The sequence below is a fragment of the Chromobacterium sp. INPA-IVC genome (assembly GCF_059047085.1).
Genome location: NZ_JBTNLS010000011.1, coordinates 46346 through 65077, shown reverse-complemented (window position 1 = coordinate 65077; position 18732 = coordinate 46346). Strand labels below are relative to the sequence as shown.

General features: G+C 66.5%; 13 protein-coding genes. 4 read left to right on the top strand and 9 right to left on the bottom strand.

What is annotated here, in order from left to right:
* Nucleotides 1–72: 72 nt before the first annotated feature.
* The 6 genes from ACX17K_RS20160 to ACX17K_RS20135 all read right to left on the bottom strand — a co-directional run bounded on the left by ACX17K_RS20160 (nt 73) and on the right by ACX17K_RS20135 (nt 9580).
* Nucleotides 73–3975, bottom strand: a complete 3903-nt coding sequence (locus tag ACX17K_RS20160) for an amino acid adenylation domain-containing protein (RefSeq protein ID WP_493776160.1) — start codon at nt 3973–3975, stop codon at nt 73–75.
* Nucleotides 3976–4131: 156 nt separating this feature from the next.
* On the bottom strand, nt 4132–4899 hold the full coding sequence (locus ACX17K_RS20155; RefSeq protein WP_231162997.1) for an ABC transporter ATP-binding protein: 768 nt from the start codon (nt 4897–4899) through the stop codon (nt 4132–4134).
* Nucleotides 4896–5963 (bottom strand): FecCD family ABC transporter permease, encoded by a 1068-nt coding sequence (locus ACX17K_RS20150; RefSeq protein WP_493776159.1) that lies wholly within the window; start codon nt 5961–5963, stop codon nt 4896–4898. Before ACX17K_RS20150 ends, ACX17K_RS20155 begins: the two co-directional genes overlap by 4 nt.
* Complete coding sequence (locus ACX17K_RS20145; protein ID WP_104946567.1) at nt 5960–7069, bottom strand: ABC transporter substrate-binding protein; 1110 nt, start codon at nt 7067–7069, stop codon at nt 5960–5962. The genes ACX17K_RS20150 and ACX17K_RS20145 overlap by 4 nt, the downstream gene beginning before the upstream one ends.
* A gap of 10 nt (nt 7070–7079) precedes the next feature.
* Complete coding sequence (locus ACX17K_RS20140) at nt 7080–7361, bottom strand: DUF2218 domain-containing protein (protein WP_021474915.1); 282 nt, start codon at nt 7359–7361, stop codon at nt 7080–7082.
* Between the two features lie 116 nt (nt 7362–7477).
* Nucleotides 7478–9580, bottom strand: a complete 2103-nt coding sequence (locus ACX17K_RS20135; RefSeq protein ID WP_493776158.1) for a TonB-dependent receptor domain-containing protein — start codon at nt 9578–9580, stop codon at nt 7478–7480.
* A 487-nt stretch (nt 9581–10067) separates the two neighbouring features.
* On the opposite strand from ACX17K_RS20135, the gene ACX17K_RS20130 reads away from it, so the two are divergent.
* From ACX17K_RS20130 to ACX17K_RS20115, 4 genes are all read left to right on the top strand, one after another.
* Nucleotides 10068–12704 (top strand): family 20 glycosylhydrolase, encoded by a 2637-nt coding sequence (locus ACX17K_RS20130; protein WP_493776157.1) that lies wholly within the window; start codon nt 10068–10070, stop codon nt 12702–12704.
* Nucleotides 12705–12937: 233 nt separating this feature from the next.
* Entirely contained in the window at nt 12938–13414 is a 477-nt protein-coding gene (locus ACX17K_RS20125) for a c-type cytochrome (protein WP_493776156.1), read from the top strand.
* A gap of 131 nt (nt 13415–13545) precedes the next feature.
* Complete coding sequence (locus tag ACX17K_RS20120) at nt 13546–13971, top strand: lipocalin-like domain-containing protein (RefSeq protein WP_493776155.1); 426 nt, start codon at nt 13546–13548, stop codon at nt 13969–13971.
* A gap of 180 nt (nt 13972–14151) precedes the next feature.
* Entirely contained in the window at nt 14152–14883 is a 732-nt protein-coding gene (locus ACX17K_RS20115; protein ID WP_347369633.1) for a substrate-binding periplasmic protein, read from the top strand.
* A gap of 104 nt (nt 14884–14987) precedes the next feature.
* Here the strand turns inward: ACX17K_RS20115 and ACX17K_RS20110 are convergent, their stop codons facing one another.
* From ACX17K_RS20110 to ACX17K_RS20100, 3 genes are read right to left on the bottom strand one after another with little or no spacing between them, the layout of a single operon-like run.
* Complete coding sequence (locus tag ACX17K_RS20110; RefSeq protein WP_493776154.1) at nt 14988–16097, bottom strand: ABC transporter ATP-binding protein; 1110 nt, start codon at nt 16095–16097, stop codon at nt 14988–14990.
* Nucleotides 16085–17704: an ABC transporter permease gene (locus tag ACX17K_RS20105; protein ID WP_493776153.1), complete on the bottom strand. Its 1620-nt coding sequence runs from the start codon at nt 17702–17704 to the stop codon at nt 16085–16087. The genes ACX17K_RS20110 and ACX17K_RS20105 overlap by 13 nt, the downstream gene beginning before the upstream one ends.
* Nucleotides 17705–18709 (bottom strand): iron ABC transporter substrate-binding protein, encoded by a 1005-nt coding sequence (locus ACX17K_RS20100; protein WP_493776152.1) that lies wholly within the window; start codon nt 18707–18709, stop codon nt 17705–17707.
* Nucleotides 18710–18732 lie beyond the last annotated feature (23 nt).

Below are 18732 nucleotides of genomic sequence, written 5' to 3'. Positions count from 1 at the left end.
TAAAATCCATTTTGCCGACGCAGGGGAGGGGACGAAGCCCGGCGCGAGAGCGCGCGCGCCGGGCGTGGGGCTTCAGGCGCGGTTCAGCCGGCGCGACAGTTCCTCGCCGATGCGGCGCATCGGCTCCGGATCGCTCATGCCGAAGTGGTCGCAATCCAGGTCCACGCAGTCCAGCCGGCCTTGCAGATAGGGTTGCCAGTCAGCCGGCGTCGGCGCGTCGCCGGGATGGCGGCCGGCGCGGAACAGCAGCATATCGCCCGCGTAGGTCGGCGTGCTGCTGTCGCGGAACAGCCGCATGCCGTGCAGCGAGGCCTGGCCCAGCTTTTCCAGCGCGGCGCGGCCCAGCGGCGCCAGCGGGCTGCCGGCGCGCAGCAGGCGCTGGTAGATGGCGTCGTTGTCCAGCGGCAGGCCGTCGGCGTCGGCGTCCACCTCGCCGTTGACGCTGAGCACCGTCACCAAGGCGTCGTGCAGGGTCGGCTCGGGCCGGCCTTGCCAGCTGCTGACCGGGTAGCTGTCCATCAGCGCCAGCAGCTCAACGGTTTCGCCGGCGTCGGCGAGCGCGGCGGCCATCGCCTGCGCCAGCGCGCCGCCCAGCGACCAGCCCAGCAGCCGGTAGGGGCCATGCGGTTGCACGGACCGCATGCGGGCGACGTAGTCGGCCACCATCGCGTCGAAGCTGGCGGGCGGCTCGCCCTGGATGCCGGCGGCCTGCAGGCCGTAGAGGGCGGTGTCCGGCAGGTGGCGCGCCAGTCCCAGGTAGCACCAGGACAAGCCTTCCGCCGGATGCAGGCAGAACAGCGCCGGCAGCGCGCCGGGCTGGATGGTCAGCAGCGGCGCGAACTCGCCGCCCTGGCTCGCGGATGGCGGCCGGTGGGCGGCCGGCGCGCTCAGCGCCTGCGCCAGCGCGGCGACGGTGTTGTAGCTGAACAGCGCGGATACGGCGACTTCGCGCTGCAACAGCTGGGCCAGCCGGTTGGCGGCCTGGATCGCCTGCAGCGACTTGCCGCCCATCGCGAAGAAGTTGGCGTGCGGGCCTTCCGGCATGCGGCCCAGCACCTGGCTCCACACTTCCATGATCTGCTGCTCCAGCGGCGTGGCCTCGGCGGCCGGGGACGCGTCGCTGGCCGGCGCGTTGTCCATGGCGGCCAATTGCTTGCGGTCTATCTTGCCGTTGACGTTGCGCGGCAGTTGCTGCAGCCATTGCCAGCGGTCGGGAATGGCGGCGGCGGGCAGCCGTTCGGCCAGCTGGCGCCGCAGCGCGCCGGCGTCATGTTCCGCGTCCGAGGCCAGGAAGGCGGCCAGGGTGTAGCCGCCGCCGGCCAGCGGCAGGCCGATCACCGCGGCTTCGCGCACGCCGGGGCAGGCCAGCAGCGCGTTTTCCACTTCGGCCGGGTCGATGCGCAGGCCGCTGATCTTCAGCTCGTGGTCCAGCCGGCCGAGGAAGCGCAGCTGGCCGCCCTGCCAGACGGCGCGGTCGCCGGTGCGGTAGGCGCGCGGCGCGCCCGGCAGCGCGTCCAGCGCCACGAAGCGGCGGGCGGTCAGCTCGTCGCGGCCCAGATAGCCGATGGCCAGCGCGTCGCCCAGCAGGCACAGCTCGCCTTCTTCGCCCTGCGCCACCGGCTGCAGGCCGGCGTCGACGATGGCGGCGGCCACGCCAGGGCGCGGCAGGCCGATGGGGATGTCGTCGCCGCCATCCCATACCGCGTTTGGGCCCGCCAGCGCGGCGCCGGTGGCGATGATGGAGGCTTCGGTGGGGCCGTAGCTGTTGAGCAGCGTGGCATCCGGCAGCAGCTCGCGCCAGCGGCGCGCGCGTTCTGGCAGCGCGGCTTCGCCGCCGATGATGGCGAGGCGGACGCGGGACAGCCGGCCGGCCAATTCCGGCGTCAGCGCGTAAGCGAGCTCGTGCCAGAAGGCGGTGGGCAGGTCCAGCACATCAATTTTCAGCCGCGCGACGGCGTCGGCGAAGGCCGGCATCGATTCCAGCATCGCGTCGTCGCGCAGCGCCAGCGTGCCGCCGTGGCACAGCGCCAGGAAGATTTCCTCGATGCTGGCGTCGAAGTGCAGCGGCGCGAACTGCAGGACGCGCTCGCCGGCCTGGACGCGGTAGAACTGTCCGGCGCTGGAAACGAAGTGGGCGAGCGCGCGGTGGCCGACCAGCACGCCGTTGGGTTTGCCGGTGGAGCCGGAGGTGTAGAGCAGATAGGCCGGGCTGTCGACGCCGGCGGCGCAAGCGTCCAGACGCGGCGCGTCTTCGCTCGGCGCTTCGTCCAGGCACAGCGCCGGCGCGTCGCCGCACAGCGCGGTCCAGCGGCGATGGGTCAGCGTCAGCTTGGGGCGGGCGTCGTCCAGCACCATGGCCAGGCGGGCCGATGGGCCGAGCGGATCGAGCGGGACGTAGCAGCCGCCGGCCCACAGCGTGCCGAGGATGGCGACGATGGCGTCTACCGAGCGCGGCAGCAGGATGGCGACGCGATCGCCGTCCTCCAGGCCCTGGGCCTTCAAGCGGCCAGCCAGCGCGCGGGCGCGGTCCAGCAGCTCGCGGTAGCTGAGCGCCTGGCCTTCGCCTGCCAGCGCGATCGCGTCGGGTTGGGCGGCAGCCTGCGCGGCCAGGCGCTCCATCACCGGGACTGCGGGCTGTTCCAGCGCCGGGCCTTCCAGGATGGACAGCGGCGGCAAGTCCGGCAGCAAGCTCGCCAGCGGCGTGCCGGGCTCTGCATGCGCCAGTTGGTCCAGCCATTGCGGCAGGTCATGCCACAGCGCGTCCAGCCGCTCGGCCGGGTAAGCATCGGGATGGGCTTCCAGGCTGAGCCGCCATTCGGTGTTGAGCAGGCTGATGTTGATCGACAGGTCTTCCACCGGGCCGGAGCTGATCGGCCGGATGCGAGTTTCCAGGCCGTCGAACGGCGCGTGGCGGTCGAAGGGCATCAGATTGAGCACCGGGCCGAATAGCCGCTGGCGGCCGTCCAGCCGGCCCAGATCGCCGCGCAGCCATTCGTAGCGGTAGCGCTGGTGGGGGCGGATGTCGCGCAGGCCGGCGGCGGCCTGCCGGGCCAGCTCTCCCAGGCTGCGGGCCGGGTCCAGCCTCAGGCTGAGCGGCGCGATGTTCATCGCCATGCAGGGCACGGCCAGCGCGGCCGAGCCCATGCGGTTCATCACCGGCAGGCCCAGCGTGATGGCGCGCTGGCCGCCGTGCCGCGCCAGCCAGGCAGCGGTCGCCGCCATCAGCCAGGCGGCCCAGTTGACGCCGCAGGCCTTGGCCGCGCGCTGCCAGGCGTCGATCTGGCCTGCGCTCAGCGCGCGGCCGGCCTTGCGCACGCCGTCGGCCAGCGGTTGGGGCGGGGCCAGCGTGGCGGCGGCGGGAAAGGCTTGCTGCCGCGCGGTCCAGAACGCGCGGTCCCGCTCGCGCTGTTCGGACGCCTGATACGCCTGGTCTTCCGCCAGCACCGGCTCCAGCCGCCAATCGGGCAGCGGCGGCGCGTCCTGTCCGCGCAGCGCGGCGTTGTAGCGCGCGGCCACGACCTTGGTCAGCAGGCCGTAGGCGAAGCCGTCCAGCGCGATGTGATGGGTTTGCACGTACCACAGGAAATGGCGCGGCCCCAGCTGGATCAGCGCGCTGCGGTACAGCGGATCGACGGCCGGGTCGCAGGGCTGGGACAGCGCTCCGCGCATCCAGGCGGCGGCCGCGGCTTCGGGATCGGATTCGCCGCTCAGGTCGTGCCAGGGCAGCGGCTGGGGCGAGCTGCGCCGCGGATGCTGCCACAGCGTCTCGCCGTCGAACTCGAAGCGCATGTTCAGCGCCGGGCAATGGGCAAGCGCCTCGGCGGCGCAGGCGCGCAGGATGCCGGCGTCCAGCGGGCCTTTCAGCTCGATGGCTTCGGCGGTCCAATAGCCGGGATTGTCGGGCGCCAGGCGCTGGCCCATCCAGATGCCGTGCTGGGCGTAGCTGACGGGAAGGCGGGTGGAGGTCTCGGTCATGAGGATGTCTGCCTGTTATTGGTTTCGGCCGCCTGGGCGGCTCCTGAGCGGAGGCTGACATCATAAATGCGATTGAATATCAATTTCAATCGCATTGCGTGAGAAAAAGGGAGAATTCAATCCAGCGGGACGGCGCTGGCCGCCCCGCCGGGAGGGTCAGCCTGCGGCCAGGCCGTCCACCAGCACGTGGGGCACGCCTTGCGAGCAGCGCTCCACCCGGCCGTTGACGCCGTAGACCGCTTGCAGCGTGGCGGCGTCTATCACCTGGTCCGGATCGCCGTTGGCCAGCAGTTGGCCGGCCTTCAGCATCAGCACCCGGTCGGCGTGGCGCAGCGCCGCGTTCAAGTCATGCAGCACGATCACCGTCACCATGCCGCGGCGGCGGGTTTCACGGCGCAGCAGGTCCATCACGTGGAACTGGTAATTCAGGTCCAGCGCCGACAGCGGCTCGTCCAGCAGCAGCACCGCCGGCTCGCGTATCAGCGCCTGGGCGATGCCCACCAGCTGGCGTTGGCCGCCGGAGAGCTGGTCGAGGAAATGCAGCGCCAAGTGGTCGATTCCCAGCGACTGCAGCAGCGCGAACACCTGCTGGTCGTCGTGGCGGCGGAACAGGCCGGCGGCGGTGGCCTGGCCAGCCACCATCAGCGATTCGAACACCGTCAGATGCACGCAGGGCGGCAGCGTCTGCGGCAGGTAGGCCACCTCGCCGCGTTGGCGGCTGAGCGGGCGGCCGCGCAGGCGGACCAGGCCGTCGCCGCCCTGCAGGCCGGCCAGCGCGCGCAGCAGGGTGGACTTGCCGCTGCCGTTGGGGCCGAGCAGGGCGGTGACCTCGCCCGCCCGCATACAGGGGACAGACAGCTTGTCGATGACGCGGCGCTTGCCGTAGCTGACCGACAGGTTCTCGATGGACAGCTGTTCGCTCATGTCCGGCCTCCGTTGCGCAAGACGATGACGATGAAGAAGGGGATGCCCACCAGCGCGGTGACGATGCCCACCGGCACGATGACGCCGGGAATCAGGTTCTTGGTGACCACCGAGGCCATGGACAGGATGGCGGCGCCGGTCAGCGCGCTCACCGGCAGGTAGAAACGGTGATCTTCGCCCACCAGCTTGCGGGCGATGTGCGGCGCGATCAGGCCGATGAAGCCTATGGTGCCGACGAAGGCCACTGCCAGCGCGGTGAGCAGGCTGGCGCGCAGCAGGGAGGTCAGCCGCAGCCGGCGCACGTCGATGCCGAAGCTGGCGGCGCGGTCCTCGCCGAGGCGCAGCGCGGTCAGCCGCCAGGCGTTGGCCAGCGACCACGGCAGGATCAGCGCGAAGGCGGCGAAGATCAGGCCGATCTTGGGCCAGTCGGCGCGGGACAGGCTGCCCATCAGCCAGAACACCAGGTCTTGCAGCGCGTCGGCGGTGGAGACGAATTGCAGCAGCGACACCAGGGCGTTGAAGCTGAAGAACAGCGCGATGCCGAACAGCACCACGCCGCTGGCAGCCATCCGCGTCCAGCGCGCCACCAGGTCCAGCAGCAGCGCTGAACCCAGCGCGAACACGAAGGCGTTGACCGGCAGCATCCACGAGGCGGGAATGCCGGGCAGGCTGATGCCCAGCAGCAGCGCCAGCGCCGCGCCGAAGGCGGCGGCCGGCTGCAGGCCCAGCGTGAACGGGTCGGCCAGCGGGTTGTGCAGCACGGTCTGCATCTCCGCGCCGGCCAGGCCCAGCGCCAGGCCGGCGCCGACGGCGATCAGCGCGTAGGGCAGGCGGATGTCCCAGACGATGACCGCGGTGGCCGGATCGGCGGCGGACGGTTCCAGCAGCGTGCGCCAGAACTCGGCCAGCGGCATGCCGCTGGCGCCGGTGGTGACGTCCAGCGACAGCGACAGCGCCAGCAGCGCCAGCAGGCCGGCCACCAGCAGCAGCCGGCGCAGCAGCGCGCGGCGGTAGTCGCCGCTCACCGCGGCGGCGGTGAGCGGGGGCAGGGCGGACTCGCTCATTTGCCTCCCTTGACCCAGTAGGTGCCCTGCGGCGGGATCGCCAGGAAGTCGCGGTGCAGCTGCTGCCAACTGGCGTCCGGGTCCAGCTTGGCAAAGCGTGTCGGCTGCAGCGTCTTGGCGAAGGCTTCCAGCAGCACGATGTGGTAGGGCGTGTTGTAGAAGTGGTGCCAGGCGCCGAAGGTGCGGCCGTCGCGCACGGCGGCGAGCGCGCCCACCGGCTTGCGCGCGGCGGCGCGGGCCAGCGATTCGCGGGCCTGGGCCGGCGAGATGTCGGCGCCGAACTGGATGCCGATCTTGTCGGCCGCGTCGGCGGTGCCGGTGCCGATGTACCAGTCGGGTTTGGACGCCAGCACGTGTTCCATGTTCACCTCGCCCACCGCGCCGGGAATCAGCTTGTCGCCGATATTGACGCCGCCGGCGGCGTCCACCAGCTCGCCCAGGCTGCCCTTGCCGGCGCTGGTGACGTTGGGGAAGGCTGCGGCGCGCAGGTCGAGGAAGACCTTGGGCTTCTGCTGCGCCGGGATGGCGGCCACCGTCTTGCGGATGGCGTCTATCCGGCTTTGGTAGAAGCGGATGAAGCGTTCGGCCTCGGCCTCACGCTGCAGCGCCTTGCCCATGATGCGCAGGCTGGGCACGGTGTGCTCCAGCGGCGCGTTGCGGAAGTCGACGAACACCACCGGCACCTTGGCCGCCTGCAGCTGCTGGACGATGGGGTTGTTCAGGCCCGGGCCGTGGCCGGAGATGCTGAAGATGGCGATGTCCGGCTTCAGCGTCAGCACCTTTTCGGCGCTGACCGAGTTCTCGCTGGTCTTGCCGATCAGCGGGATGCGGTCGATCTCGGGAAAGCGTTTCTTGTACTGGGCGTAGGTTTGCGGGTCCAGCTGGCGGAAATCGCCCTGCCAGCCGGCGACGCGCGCCAGCGGCTGCTTGCCTTCCAGCAGCGCCAAGGAATAGAACAGCCGGCCTTCGCCCAGCAGGATGCGGTTCACCTTGGCCGGCACTTCCACTTTGCGGCCGGCGATGTCGGTGATGGTGGCGGCCTGGGCCGACAGCGCGGCGGCGGCGATCAGCGCGGCGGCCAGCAGGCGGGAGAATACGGTCTTCATCGGGCGTCCTTTACTTTTGCCAGTCGAGCTTGAGTTCCGGCTGCTTGGCCATCAGGCCCAGGTGCTCGTCCATGATGAATTCGATCTTGGCCAGCTTGTCGGCCGCGTCCGCCGCGCACACCATGTCCAGCGTGTCGCCTGAGCGCTGGATGTCGCAGGTGCCGATGGGGAACTGCACGTGGGCGCGCTCGGTGTCGAAATCCACCGGCACCTTCAGCGCGTAGTGCTTGCACAGTTTGTACAGCACCTTGTCGGCGTTGGCGGTGGTGAGGGAAGCGCGGCTGCTCAGCATGATGATTTCTCCATTCTTTTAAAACGGGAACAGGCAGTTGGCGGACCGATGGGGTCCGGCAACTGCCGTGCGTAGCTTCCCGCCCGCTTTTGCGGGGCGGACGGGGAGCGCGGGGTTTAGAACTTGCCGGTCAGGGTCAGCCAATAGCGGCGGCCCTCGTCGACCATCCAGTTGCCGTCCAGGCCATTGTTGCGGGCGCGGTCGTCGATGGCCACCTTGCGGTCGCCGACGTTGAACACGGCGAAATTGACGTCGAAGGTCTTGTTGATGCGGTAAGTGCCGCCGAGATCCCAGGTGCTGGAGCCGCCGCGGGTGCGGGCGACGTTGGCGCCGTTGCGGAAGCCGGTGTAGTACTGCTTGCCTTCGAAGTTCAGGCGAGTGTACAGATCTAGCTTCTCTACCGGGTTCCAGGCCAGCTTGACGTTGCCGGCGTGTTCCGGCGTCTTGTCCAGCGGCATGCCTTCCAGCGACTGGCCGGCGTAGCTGGTTTCCTTGCCGCCGTGGCGTTTCGACTTGGTATAGGTGTAGTTGCCCGATACGGTCCAGCGAGGAGCGAATGTCCAGTTGCCGGAGAGCTCCAGACCGCGGATGTTAACGTTGTCCACGTTGTCGTAGACATAAATTCGAGCAGGCTTGCCGCCTTTGCCGATCAGCTCTGTCGAGAACTGGTCCGTGCCGTAGCTGACAACCTTGTTCTTGAACTGGTTGTAAAACAGCGTGGCGTTGGCGCTTAGATTTTGGTTGTTGTCGAAATGCAGGCTGGCCTCGTAGGAGGTGCTTTCTTCCGGCTTCAGCTTGGAATTGCCGCATAGCAGGCCAGTTTCGACCTGGCTGCCGGTGCGCATGCAGTAACCGTCGGTGCTCTGGCGGATGGTTGGTGCTTTGAAGCCTTTGCCGACGCCGCCCTTCAAAGTCCATTGCGAGTTCAGTTGCTCGACCAGATACATGCGCGGCGTGAAGTGGCTGCCAAACACGCTGTGATGGTCAAGGCGGCCGCCGCCGGTCAATTTCAGGCTGTCGGTGATGTCGTAGGTATCCTCGGCGAACAACGCCCAGGTGTTGACCGTGACTTTGTTCGGATTGGGCGCGCCGGTGTATTTGAGAGGCGGCTGCAACGCTTCCTGCGCAGCCATGTTATCGCCAACCTGCTGGCCGATCTGGCTGCCCACTTTGAAAGTATGGCGATCAAACAGGAAGGTGAGTTGTCCATCCAGCGTGGTGTTCGTTAGCTTGATGCTCTTGCCATCATCGACATTGTTGACGCTGTGGTTGGGTTTTTCGATTTCCTGGTACAGCGCCAGATTGGATCGCACGATGCCGTACTTGCCGTTATGGCTCAGGCTCCAGTGATCGCGGACATCAAAGTAATCGTCCTTGGTGTCATCGAATGCAACGCTCTTGCCCGGTGTGGTGGTCTGGCGCAGTTTGTTGTGGCCGGCTTCAAAAGTGATCTCGTGATCTTTATTGGGGGTGAAGCTCAGCTTGGCATTGATGTCGGACAGGTGGGTACCCACTTTGCCGCCGTCGCCGCTCTTGGCGTAAAAAATGTTGTCTTCGGCTTGGTTGCTCAGCGCGCCGTACAGTTGCAGCGACAGCAGGTCCTTCACCAGCGGGCCGCCGACCCAGAAGCTGCTCTGGCCGGTGTTGCCTTCAGCGGAGTGCTCGGTGATGGTGCCGCCCAGCGTCATGGAGCCGTGCCATTCTTTGGGCGACTTGCGGGTGATGATGTTGACCACGCCGCCCATCGCGTCGGAGCCGTACAGAGACGACATCGGGCCGCGCACCACTTCGATGCGCTCGATCGCCTCCATCGGCGGAATCTGGAATTGCTGGAAGCCGCCGGTGCCGCGGCTGCGGGCTTCGCGAGTGTTCTGGCGGCGGCCATCCACCAGAATCAGCGTGTATTCGCCGGGCAGGCCGCGGATGGAAATGTCTTTGTCCCCAGGGCCGGAACCGTTGATGTTCACGCCTTCCAGATCGCTGATCGCGTCGGCCAGGTTGGTGAACGGTTTCTTTTCCAGATCTTCGCGGGTAATCACCGAGATGCTGGCCGGGGCTTCCTTGATTTTCTGCTCGTAGCCGGTGGCGGTCACCACCACCGAGGGCAGCACCGTTTCGGCGGCGTGCGCGGCGGGCAGGTAGAGGGCGCCGACGGCGGCGGACAGCATGGCCAGGCGGAATGCCGGGCGCGCGAGGTGCGGGGAGCGCTTGTTTTTCATTGTATTGGTCATACCCAGAGTGTTCATCACGGAACGCATATCCAATTGGCAAGCCGGCTGGCGCATCGCAAGCCGTTCCGATCATGACGCCGGATTAGATTTGCGCAATGAATGTCAATTGAGCGGACCATTATCACATCGACTTATTTTGAACACAAATAGGAATCGTTTTTATTCTCATAAAGAGCGTGCATGACCCGGTCGGGAGGCGCGCCGCGCGAGCGCAAGGGTATGAATTTGTTGGGGATTGGCGTGAAATTTCACCGTGTTGCAAGAAGATGACATCGCAACGGTGTTTTTGCTGAATCCGCGCAAGTCCATTGCGCAAAGTTTGTATTGCGCCAGTCCTAATTGGCAGTACCGCTTGCGCGCCATTCAGAATACCAATTAAATACCAATGCCGTTTGCATCGCGCATGGCCGGGCAGCGGCGAGAGCTCCGGACGCGCGCGCCCGGAACGCCATGGTGGATAGCGAGGGAGTGGACGATGAGCGTGAAGCGATTACTGGGCGCGGCCGTGCTGGCCGCCATGTCGGCATGGGCGTGGGCCGCGCCGGATGCGGCGGCGCTGGGGCAGAGCCTGTCGCTGAAAATTGCGGTGGATACCAATAAGGGCGCGGCTGCCGGCGCGCCGTGTTCCGACCTGGGGGCGGACTGGGCGTCCTGCCTGAAGGGGAGGCTGATCCTGGAGAACAAGGGCGGGCAGGCGGTGGCGCCCGGCGGCGGCTGGAATCTGTATTTGCACAGCATCCGCCGCATTTTGAAGCTGGACACGCCGCAGTTCTCCCTCCGCCACATCACCGGCGACCTGTACCAAGTCACCCCGACCGCCGCTTTCCAGGGCCTGGCGCCCGGCCAGAAGCTGGAACTGCCTCTGATCGACGAATACTGGATCCTGCAGGAAAGCGATGTGCTGCCCCGCCCCTATGTGACGGTGGACGGCCAGCAGCCGGCGCTGCTGCAGCACGACAGCAGCGACGAAACCAGCTATCTGCTGCCGCTGACCGGCGACAACTGGAAAAATCCGGCCGGCGAGCTGCGGCCGCTGGCCACGCCGGAGCAGCGTTACCGCGCCTTCAGCCAGCGCGGGCCGCAACTGTCGGCCGCCCAGGCGGCCAACCGCGTCATCCCGGCCACATTGCGCCAGCAGCTGGGCGGCGGCGAGCTGCTGGTTCGCGGCCTTAACCTGAATCTGTCCGGCGTCAGCCCGGCGCAGCGGGACGCGCTGGCGCTGCGCGCGGCGCAGCTGGGGCTGCGCAACGAGGGCGTCAATGTCAGCGGCGGCGTGGCCGGCGCCCGCTTGCCGGCCGATATCGCCGTGTCCGGCGGCTACCGGCTGCTGATCGGCCAGCAGGGCGTGAAGGTGGAAGGCTTTGACGCCGCCGGCGTGTTCTACGGCGTGCAGACCCTGCTGGGCCTGCTGCCGCAGGGCGGCGGACAGGTGCGCTGGATGACGGTGGAGGACGCGCCGCGCTATGTCCATCGCGGCTTCATGGCCGACCTGGCGCGCAACTTCAAGCAGCCGGCCACCGTCCGCCGCCTGATAGACCAGATGGCCGCCTACAAGCTCAACAAGCTGCATCTGCATCTGTCCGACGACGAAGGTTGGCGCTTGCAGATTCCCGGCTTGCCGGAGTTGACCGATGTCGGCGCGCGCCGCTGCCATGACTTGAGCGAAACCCAGTGCCTGGTGCCGCAACTGGGCTCCGGCCCGGCCAACCAGTCCGGTGGCGGCTACCTCAGCCGCGCCGACTACATCGCGCTGGTGAGCTACGCCCAGGCCCGTTTCATCGAGGTGATTCCGGAGTTCGACATGCCGGCGCACGCCCGCGCCGCGGTGGTGGCTATGGAGGCGCGCTATCGCAAGCTGATGGCCCAGGGCCAGCCGCAGGCGGCGGCCGAATACAGGCTGCTGGACCCGCAGGACCAGTCCAACACGTTGTCGGTGCAGTTCTACGACCGCCGCACCTATTTCAACCCTTGCGTGCCGGGCAGCAACCGCTTCGTCTCCAAGCTGGTGGCCGAGGTGGCGCAGATGCACCGCGAGGCCGGCCAGCCGTTGCAGACCTGGCATTTTGGCGGCGACGAGGCCAAGAACATTCTGCTGGGTTCCGGCTTCCAGGACGCCAGCGGCAGCGACCCGTCCAAGGGCAAGGTCAATATGGCGCAGCAGGACAAGCCGTGGGGCCGCTCGCCAGCCTGCCAGGCGCAGATCGCCAGGGGTAAATTGAAGAGCGTGGATGACCTGCCGCTGCGCTTTGCGCGCGAGGCCAGCCGCATCGTTTCCCAGCAGGGCATCCCGACAATGGCGGCGTGGCAGGACGGGGTGGCCGGCTCCAGCGGCGCGTCCGATTTCGCCACCCGCAACACCATGGTCACCGAATGGGACACGCTGTACTGGGGTGCGGCGCAGGCGGTGAACGGCTATGCCGCCAAGGGCTTCAAGACCGTGCTGGCCTTGCCGGACTACCTGTACTTCGACTTCCCCTACGAGCTGAACCCGCGCGAGCACGGCTATTACTGGGCCTCGCGCGACACCGACAGCTACAAAGTGTTCAGCTTCGCGCCGGACAACCTGCCGCAGAACGCCGAAGTGATGCCGGACCGCCAAGGCCAGCCGTTCGCGGTGACCAGTTCCGCCGCGCCGGCGCAGTACGCCGGCATCCAGGGCCAGGCCTGGACCGAGGTGATGCGCACCGACGCCGAGTTCGAAACCATGGTCTACCCGCGCCTGCTGGCGTTGGCCGAACGAGCCTGGCACAAGGCCGGGTGGGAGCGGCCATACAAGGTGGGCGAGACCTACCAGCTGGGCGTCACCCATCTGGTGGACAAGGCGGCGCTGAACGCAGACTGGCAGCAATTCGCCGCGGTGCTGGGCTGGAGGGAGGCCGGCAAGCTGGAGCGCGCCGGCATCGGCTACCGGGTATCGATGTCGGCCGTGCTGCCGGACGCCAACGGCATTTCGGTGACGACCGAGTGGCCGGGCGCGCGCCTGCAGTATTCGCCCGATGGCCATAGCTGGCAGAACTATTTGCCCGGCCTGCAAGTGCAGGCGCGTTACTGGCGCGGCATCAGCCAGGATGGCCGGCGGGCCGGCAGAGCGGAGATTCTGTCCGGGCAGTGAGCGGCATCGGACTCGGGCATTTGAAGGCGGAGGGTTTTCGCGCCGATGCGGTTTGAATGCTTGGGCGGTTTGGAAAGAAACGGCGGGCCTCTGGCTCGCCGTTTTCATTGGCATGGGCGTTCAGCATTGGCTTGGCCGGGCTGTCGGGCAGGGGTTTCGGGTGAAAGAAGCTGGTTATGCCTTTGTGCTAACATGGGCGGCGTTCAGTCGGAAGCGAGATGAGGATAGGGTTCATGAGATGGAAATCGTTCCATGGCTGCGCTCTGAATGGGGCTTCCAGTGCGCAGGCCCATGGCTGGAAGCACTTTACAAACTGCCAGAGAAAATTAGACGTGAAGGCGAAAATAATCCTTATTGCTTTATCAGGCTTTTTGTTTTTCCAGACATCGTTATCTTTTGCGAACGCCAATAATGGGAAGAACATTTATTTGGCGAGATGCGCGATGTGCCATGGAGAGAGCGCGAAGGGCACAGGGCCGTTGGCCAACAAGAGCAATCCTCCCACACCCAATCTTGCCACGCCCGCTTTCAGAAAACGGCTGAATGACTACCCTGGCGTTATCGTTTCATCAATCATACTCCGTCCAAACGGCGACTTGATTCCAAGGACTTTGCACGAAAATGGCGTCAGGCTGCCGCCGCACGCTTGGACGATTAATGATCTGCGCGACTTGAATGAATACATGGCGGCCTTGATTGCAAAGAGATGAGGCGTTCAAGGCGCTTTGGACTAGCCTCAAGTTTGAGCGCCCGCATCATTGAATGGCGGCTGGGGGATTGCAGATGTTGAGGGACGGTCGACGGATGGGCACGTTCAGGCGAACGGCGAGGGGGAAATAATATGTCTGAGCTCGGTGCCAAGTTACATGGCAGCTGGCGGTTGGTTTCTTTCGAGATGGAGCTGCAGGAGTCCAAGGAACGTACCCAGCCATGGGGCGCGGACCCGAATGGCCACCTTATTTTCGGCGCCGATGGACGGATGATGGCGCTGGTCACTGCCAGGGAGCGGGGACCGGGAGGCACCGACGCGCAACAGGCGGCGCTGTTCCGTACCTTGATGGCCTATACCGGACGGTATCGGATGGAGGGGGACAGCTTCATCGTCAAGGTGGATGCCTCCTGGAACGAGGTCTGGAACGGCACCGAGCAGCAGCGTTTCTACCAGCTCGACGGCGACATGCTGGAAGTCTTCACCGCCTGGATGCCGAACCCCTTGGCGGCGGGGAATGCGATGGGCAGAGGCGTGCTTGGGTTTGCGCGTGAGTAGCTGGCTGCGCTGAGCCGGCAGCCAGCTATTTTCTAGGCCAGAGTTTGGCCGTTTGCTCTAAAGTAATAAACAATAAGCAAGCTCTAAGCAGGCGGGGTTGCTCGCGTTGTCTAATGCAAATGGATGTGACTGTGCGGTGTGAAAATGAAATTGACATCAATATCAATGGCACTCCTTTGTATGGCATTCATTGGCACCGCTGCTGCCAGCTCATTCGTCGTGGGCGTAGAAGAGATTGACTATTATCCGCTGCATAGCTGCATCAATGGGAAATTTGCCGGGTATGGCAGGGATTTGCTTGATGCATTTGCAAAGCAATCCGGCCATTCATTTACTTATACGCCACTTCCGGTTTCAAGGCTATTCCATACATTTCTGAATGACAGTTCGATTGATTTCAAATATCCAGACAACCCGCATTGGCAAGCTGATCTGAAGAAAGGGAAATCCGTTCTCTATAGCGACCCAGTTGTGAATGTGATTGAAGGGTTGCTGGTGAAGCCGGAGAAAGTGGACCAGCTATCGCCGGCTTCCCTTAAAGCCATCGTGACCATGAGGGGGTTCACGCCTTGGCCTTTTGAGCAAGCCATGCGGCAAAAGATCAATAATGGAACCATTCGGGTCTATCAAGAGGATTCATTCAGCAAGGTGATCAGTTTGGGCATGACTGGACACTACGACGCCGTTTATGCCAGCCCGATAGTCATCAATTATTACCTTGATGAGATTGTCCACAAGCCGGGCGCGCTAGTCTTCGATAGAAAGCTTCCCTTTGAAAGCAGTGATTTTTCTCTCTCCAGCATCCGGCAAGGCGATGTAATCAAGCAATTCAATGAATTTCTTGCCAAAAACCAGTCTTTGGTTATGGAGCTCAAGAGAAAGTACAGGCTGACTGACAAAGCGGCTCAATGAGTTCAGTCCAGTCTACAGTTGTGAGTGAGAGTAAAAAAAAGCCTTCCCATTTCGGGAAGGCTTTTTTACGGGCACAGGCTTTGTTCTCAATGGAGGGTGAAAGCTCACTCCCTCTGCCGAAACAAGGCCGGGCTGTGTTGCAGCCGGGTGGTGGCGATGCCGCCGCCGCTGCTTGAACCGCCGGCCGCCGCGAAACAGGCCGCCGCGCCTTCCACCCGCAAGGCGACAGCTTCGCCCGGTTGCGGGCAGCGGTGGCCGGGGACGCGGGCGGCGAGCAGGCCGCCATCGTCCAACGCCAGCCGCACGCTGGCGTCGTGGCCGTAGAAGCTGATGTCCAGCACCCTGGCCTGGACGCCGGCTTCGCCGGCCGGCAGCAGGCGGATTTGTTCCGGGCGCAGCAGCACGGTCACGTCTCCCTGCGGCATGCCGTCCAGCAGCGGCAGCCGTCCCAGCGCGCATTGCGCTTCGCTGCCGTGGGCACGGCCGGGAAGCAGCACCGCGTCGCCGACGAAGTCCGCCAGCTCCGGGCTGGCCGGGCGCTGGTACAGCGCCAGCGGCGCGGCCACCTGCAGCAGCCGGCCTTGCCACAGCACCGCCACTCGGCGGCCCATGGTCAGCGCCTCGGCCTGGTCGTGGGTGACCATCAGCGCGGTAGTGCCGCTGGCGGCCAGCGCGTCGGCCACCGCCTGGCGCGTTTCGGCGCGCAGCGCGGCGTCCAGCGCGGAGAAGGGCTCGTCCAGCAGCACCAGCGCCGGCTTGGGCGCCAGCGCGCGGGCCAAGGCGACTCGTTGTTGCTGGCCGCCGGATAGCTGCTGCGGCGCGCGGCCGGCGAAGTCGGCCGGCAGGCCCACCATGTCGAGCAGTTCTGCCACGCGGCGGCGTTCTCGGCGCTCGGCGCGCGGCAGGCCGAAGACGATGTTGTCCGCTACCGATAGATGCGGAAACAGCGCGCCTTCCTGCGGCACGTAGCCGATCTGGCGTTTTTCCGGCGGCAGATGGATTTGCGGGCTGCTGACCAGCTTGCCGCCGATGACGATGCTGCCTTCGTCGCAGCGCTCGAAGCCGCACAACAGCCGCAGCAGTGTGGTCTTGCCGCTGCCGGACGGGCCCAGCAGCGCCAGCAGCGAGCCTTGCTCGACGGTGAGGCAGATGTCGTCCAGCACCCGATGCGCGCCGAAGCGCTTGCCCAGGTTTTCTATTTTCAGTTCCGACATGGCGGATCTTCCTGTTGATTCCATGGTTGCGCCTGGCCGCCCAGCACCGCGCCGCGTCCCAGGCAGGACATCAGCAGCCAGGTGGCGGACAGCGACAGCGCGATCAGGATGGCCGCGTACGGCGCGGCGGCGGCGAAGGCCAGCGCTGCGGTGTCGGCCCATACCTGGGTGGCCAGCGTCTCGGTGCCTATCGGCGCCAGCAGCAGCGTGGCGGTCAGTTCGGTGATCACCGAGATGAACACCAGGCTGGCGGCGGCGCCCAGGCCGGGGGCGGCCAGCGGCAGCACCACCCGCCACAGCGATTGCCACCAGTTGAGCCCCAGCGAGCGCGCCAGTTCCTCCAGCCGGCTTTCCGCCTGCAACAACGCGCTCCTCACGCTGACCAGCGCCAGCGGCAGGAACATGATGGCGTAGGCCAAGGCCAGCATGGCCGCGGTCTGGTACAAGGGTTTCAGCCACTGGATGGCCAGATTGACCAGCGCCAGCGCGATGACGATGCCGGGCACGCCCTGGGCCAGATACACCACCCGTTCCAGCAGATGGGCCAGCCGGCCCGGATGGCGCGCCAGCAGATAGCCCAGAGGCAGCGCCAGCAGCGTGGTCAGCGCGGCGGCGGACAGGCCCAGGCCCAGCGAAGAGGCGGCGGCGGACAGCAGCAACTGCGGCGACACCTCGGCCGGCGTCACCGCGTCCGCGCCCGGCTGCAGCGTCCAGTACAGGATGGTGGCGATCGGCGCCAGCAGCGTGGCCGATGCTTGCAGCAGCAGCCAGGCCAGCGCCGGCCAGCGCTTCCAGCCCAGCTCCAGCCGGCCGGCGGCGCGCCGCGCGCCGCGGTCCAGCCGTTGGTAGCGGCCTTGGCCGCGCACGCGCAGCTCGGCCAGCAGGATCAGCACGCCGGCCGCCATCAGCACGCTGGCCAGCAGCGAGGCGCCGGCGCTGTCGAAGCTGGCGCGGTATTCGGCGTAGATCTCGGTGGTGAAGGTGTGGAAGTGCAGCAGCATGAAAGCGCCGAACTCGGACAAGGTGGACAGCGCCACCAGCAGCATGCCGCCCAACAGCGCCGGTTTCAGCTGCGGCAGCGTCACCCGCAGGAAACAGGACCACGGCGTCAGGCCCAGCGCGCGGGCGGTTTCCTCCAGCGCCGGGTCCATATTGCGCAGCACCGCCGACACCGGCAGGTAGACCAGCGGCGTGTAGGCGGTGGTCAGCACCAGCCAGGCGCCCCAGAAACCCTGCAGCTCCGGGCTGATCGACACCCAGGCGAAGCTGGTGATGAACGGCGGGATGGCCAGCGGCGCGACGCACAACAGCGCCCACAGCTTGTGGCCGGGCAGGCGGGTGCGCTCGACCAGCCAGGCGGAGGCGGTGCCGGCGACGGCGCAGCTGGCGGTGCTGGCCAAGACGATCAGCGCGGTGTTGCCGGCCAGCCGGGCGACGATGGGACGGAACAGCAGCTCGGCGGCGTCGCCGCCACCGTAGCTGATCGCCTGCCACAGCGTGAAGCCCAGCGGCAGCAGCACCAGCGCCGCCACCAGCGCGGCGCAGGCGGTGAGGCCCAGCGGCCGCCGGCGGGCGCCGGCGGCCAGGCGCAAGACCGCTCCGTTCATTTACAGCAGTCCCGCCTGGCGCAGCAGCTTGGCCGACTGGCTGTCGTCGCCCAGCTTCTGCATGTCCAGCGGCGGCGGATTCAGCTGGTTGAAGGGCTTCAGCTGCGGAGCCGGGGCCACGCTGGGCAGCAGCGGGTATTCGAAGGTGATGTTGCTCTTGGCGATCAGCTGCTGGGCGCGTGGGCTGACCAGATAGGCCAGGAACTTGTGCGCCGCGTCGGCGTTGCGCGCGGTTTTCAGGATGCCGGCGCCGGACACGTTGATCAGCGCGCCGACGTCGGCGTTGCCGAAGTGGTAGAGCTGGCTGTGCATGCCCTTGCTGCCCAGCTCCACCTGCAGGCGGGTCCAGTAGTAGTTGTTGATGATGCCGACGGCCACGCCGCCGCGGTTCACCGCCGCCACCACGCCCTCGTTGTCGTCGAAGGTCTGGGCGTTGTCGCGCAGGCCCTTCAGCCAGGCCAGCGTCGCCGGCTCGCCCTTCAGCGCGCGCACGGCGCTGACCAGCGGCAGGAAGTCGCCGTCGGACGGGGCGATGGCCAGCTTGCCTTTCCATTGCGGCTTGGCCAGATCCATCATCGAGGCCGGCATCTGGGCGCCGGCGGCCAGCTTGTTGTTGAAGACCAGCACGTTCTCGCGCGCCATCACGCCCACCCATTCGCCTTGCGGCGAGCTGTAGCGCGCCGGGATCGGCGACAGCGTGGCGGCCGGCAGCCTGGCCAGCATCTGCTTGCCTTCCAGCAGCATTAGCTCAGGAGAGTTGGAGGCGAAGTAGACATCGGCCGGCGAGGCCTTGCCTTCGGCCAGCAACTGAGCCGACAGTTCCGGGCCTTCGCCGGAGCGGATCTTGACGCCGATGCCGCTCATTTTCTCGAAGTCTTCGGTCAACAGCTTGATGGTTTGCGGGTGCTGGGCGTTGTACAGCACCAGGCTGGCGGCGAGCGAGAGCTGGCTGGCCGCCAGCAGGCCGCCGGCGAGCAGCGCGGCGATCAGTTTCTTCGTTTTCATATTGTCTTTCCTTTGCAAGCGGG

Excerpts from the sequence above, each read along its gene's own strand:
- ACX17K_RS20120 (WP_493776155.1), top strand. The coding sequence starts at position 13,546 with ATGTCTGAGCTCGGTGCCAAGTTACATGGCAGCTGGCGGTTGGTTTCT.
- ACX17K_RS20150 (WP_493776159.1), bottom strand. The coding sequence starts at position 5,963 with ATGAGCGAGTCCGCCCTGCCCCCGCTCACCGCCGCCGCGGTGAGCGGC.
- ACX17K_RS20115 (WP_347369633.1), top strand. The coding sequence starts at position 14,152 with ATGGCATTCATTGGCACCGCTGCTGCCAGCTCATTCGTCGTGGGCGTA.
- ACX17K_RS20125 (WP_493776156.1), top strand. The coding sequence starts at position 12,938 with ATGAGATGGAAATCGTTCCATGGCTGCGCTCTGAATGGGGCTTCCAGT.
- ACX17K_RS20135 (WP_493776158.1), bottom strand. The coding sequence starts at position 9,580 with ATGAAAAACAAGCGCTCCCCGCACCTCGCGCGCCCGGCATTCCGCCTG.
- ACX17K_RS20100 (WP_493776152.1), bottom strand. The coding sequence starts at position 18,709 with ATGAAAACGAAGAAACTGATCGCCGCGCTGCTCGCCGGCGGCCTGCTG.
- ACX17K_RS20155 (WP_231162997.1), bottom strand. The coding sequence starts at position 4,899 with ATGAGCGAACAGCTGTCCATCGAGAACCTGTCGGTCAGCTACGGCAAG.
- ACX17K_RS20160 (WP_493776160.1), bottom strand. The coding sequence starts at position 3,975 with ATGACCGAGACCTCCACCCGCCTTCCCGTCAGCTACGCCCAGCACGGC.
- ACX17K_RS20145 (WP_104946567.1), bottom strand. The coding sequence starts at position 7,069 with ATGAAGACCGTATTCTCCCGCCTGCTGGCCGCCGCGCTGATCGCCGCC.
- ACX17K_RS20130 (WP_493776157.1), top strand. The coding sequence starts at position 10,068 with ATGAGCGTGAAGCGATTACTGGGCGCGGCCGTGCTGGCCGCCATGTCG.
- ACX17K_RS20140 (WP_021474915.1), bottom strand. The coding sequence starts at position 7,361 with ATGCTGAGCAGCCGCGCTTCCCTCACCACCGCCAACGCCGACAAGGTG.
- ACX17K_RS20110 (WP_493776154.1), bottom strand. The coding sequence starts at position 16,097 with ATGTCGGAACTGAAAATAGAAAACCTGGGCAAGCGCTTCGGCGCGCAT.
- ACX17K_RS20105 (WP_493776153.1), bottom strand. The coding sequence starts at position 17,704 with ATGAACGGAGCGGTCTTGCGCCTGGCCGCCGGCGCCCGCCGGCGGCCG.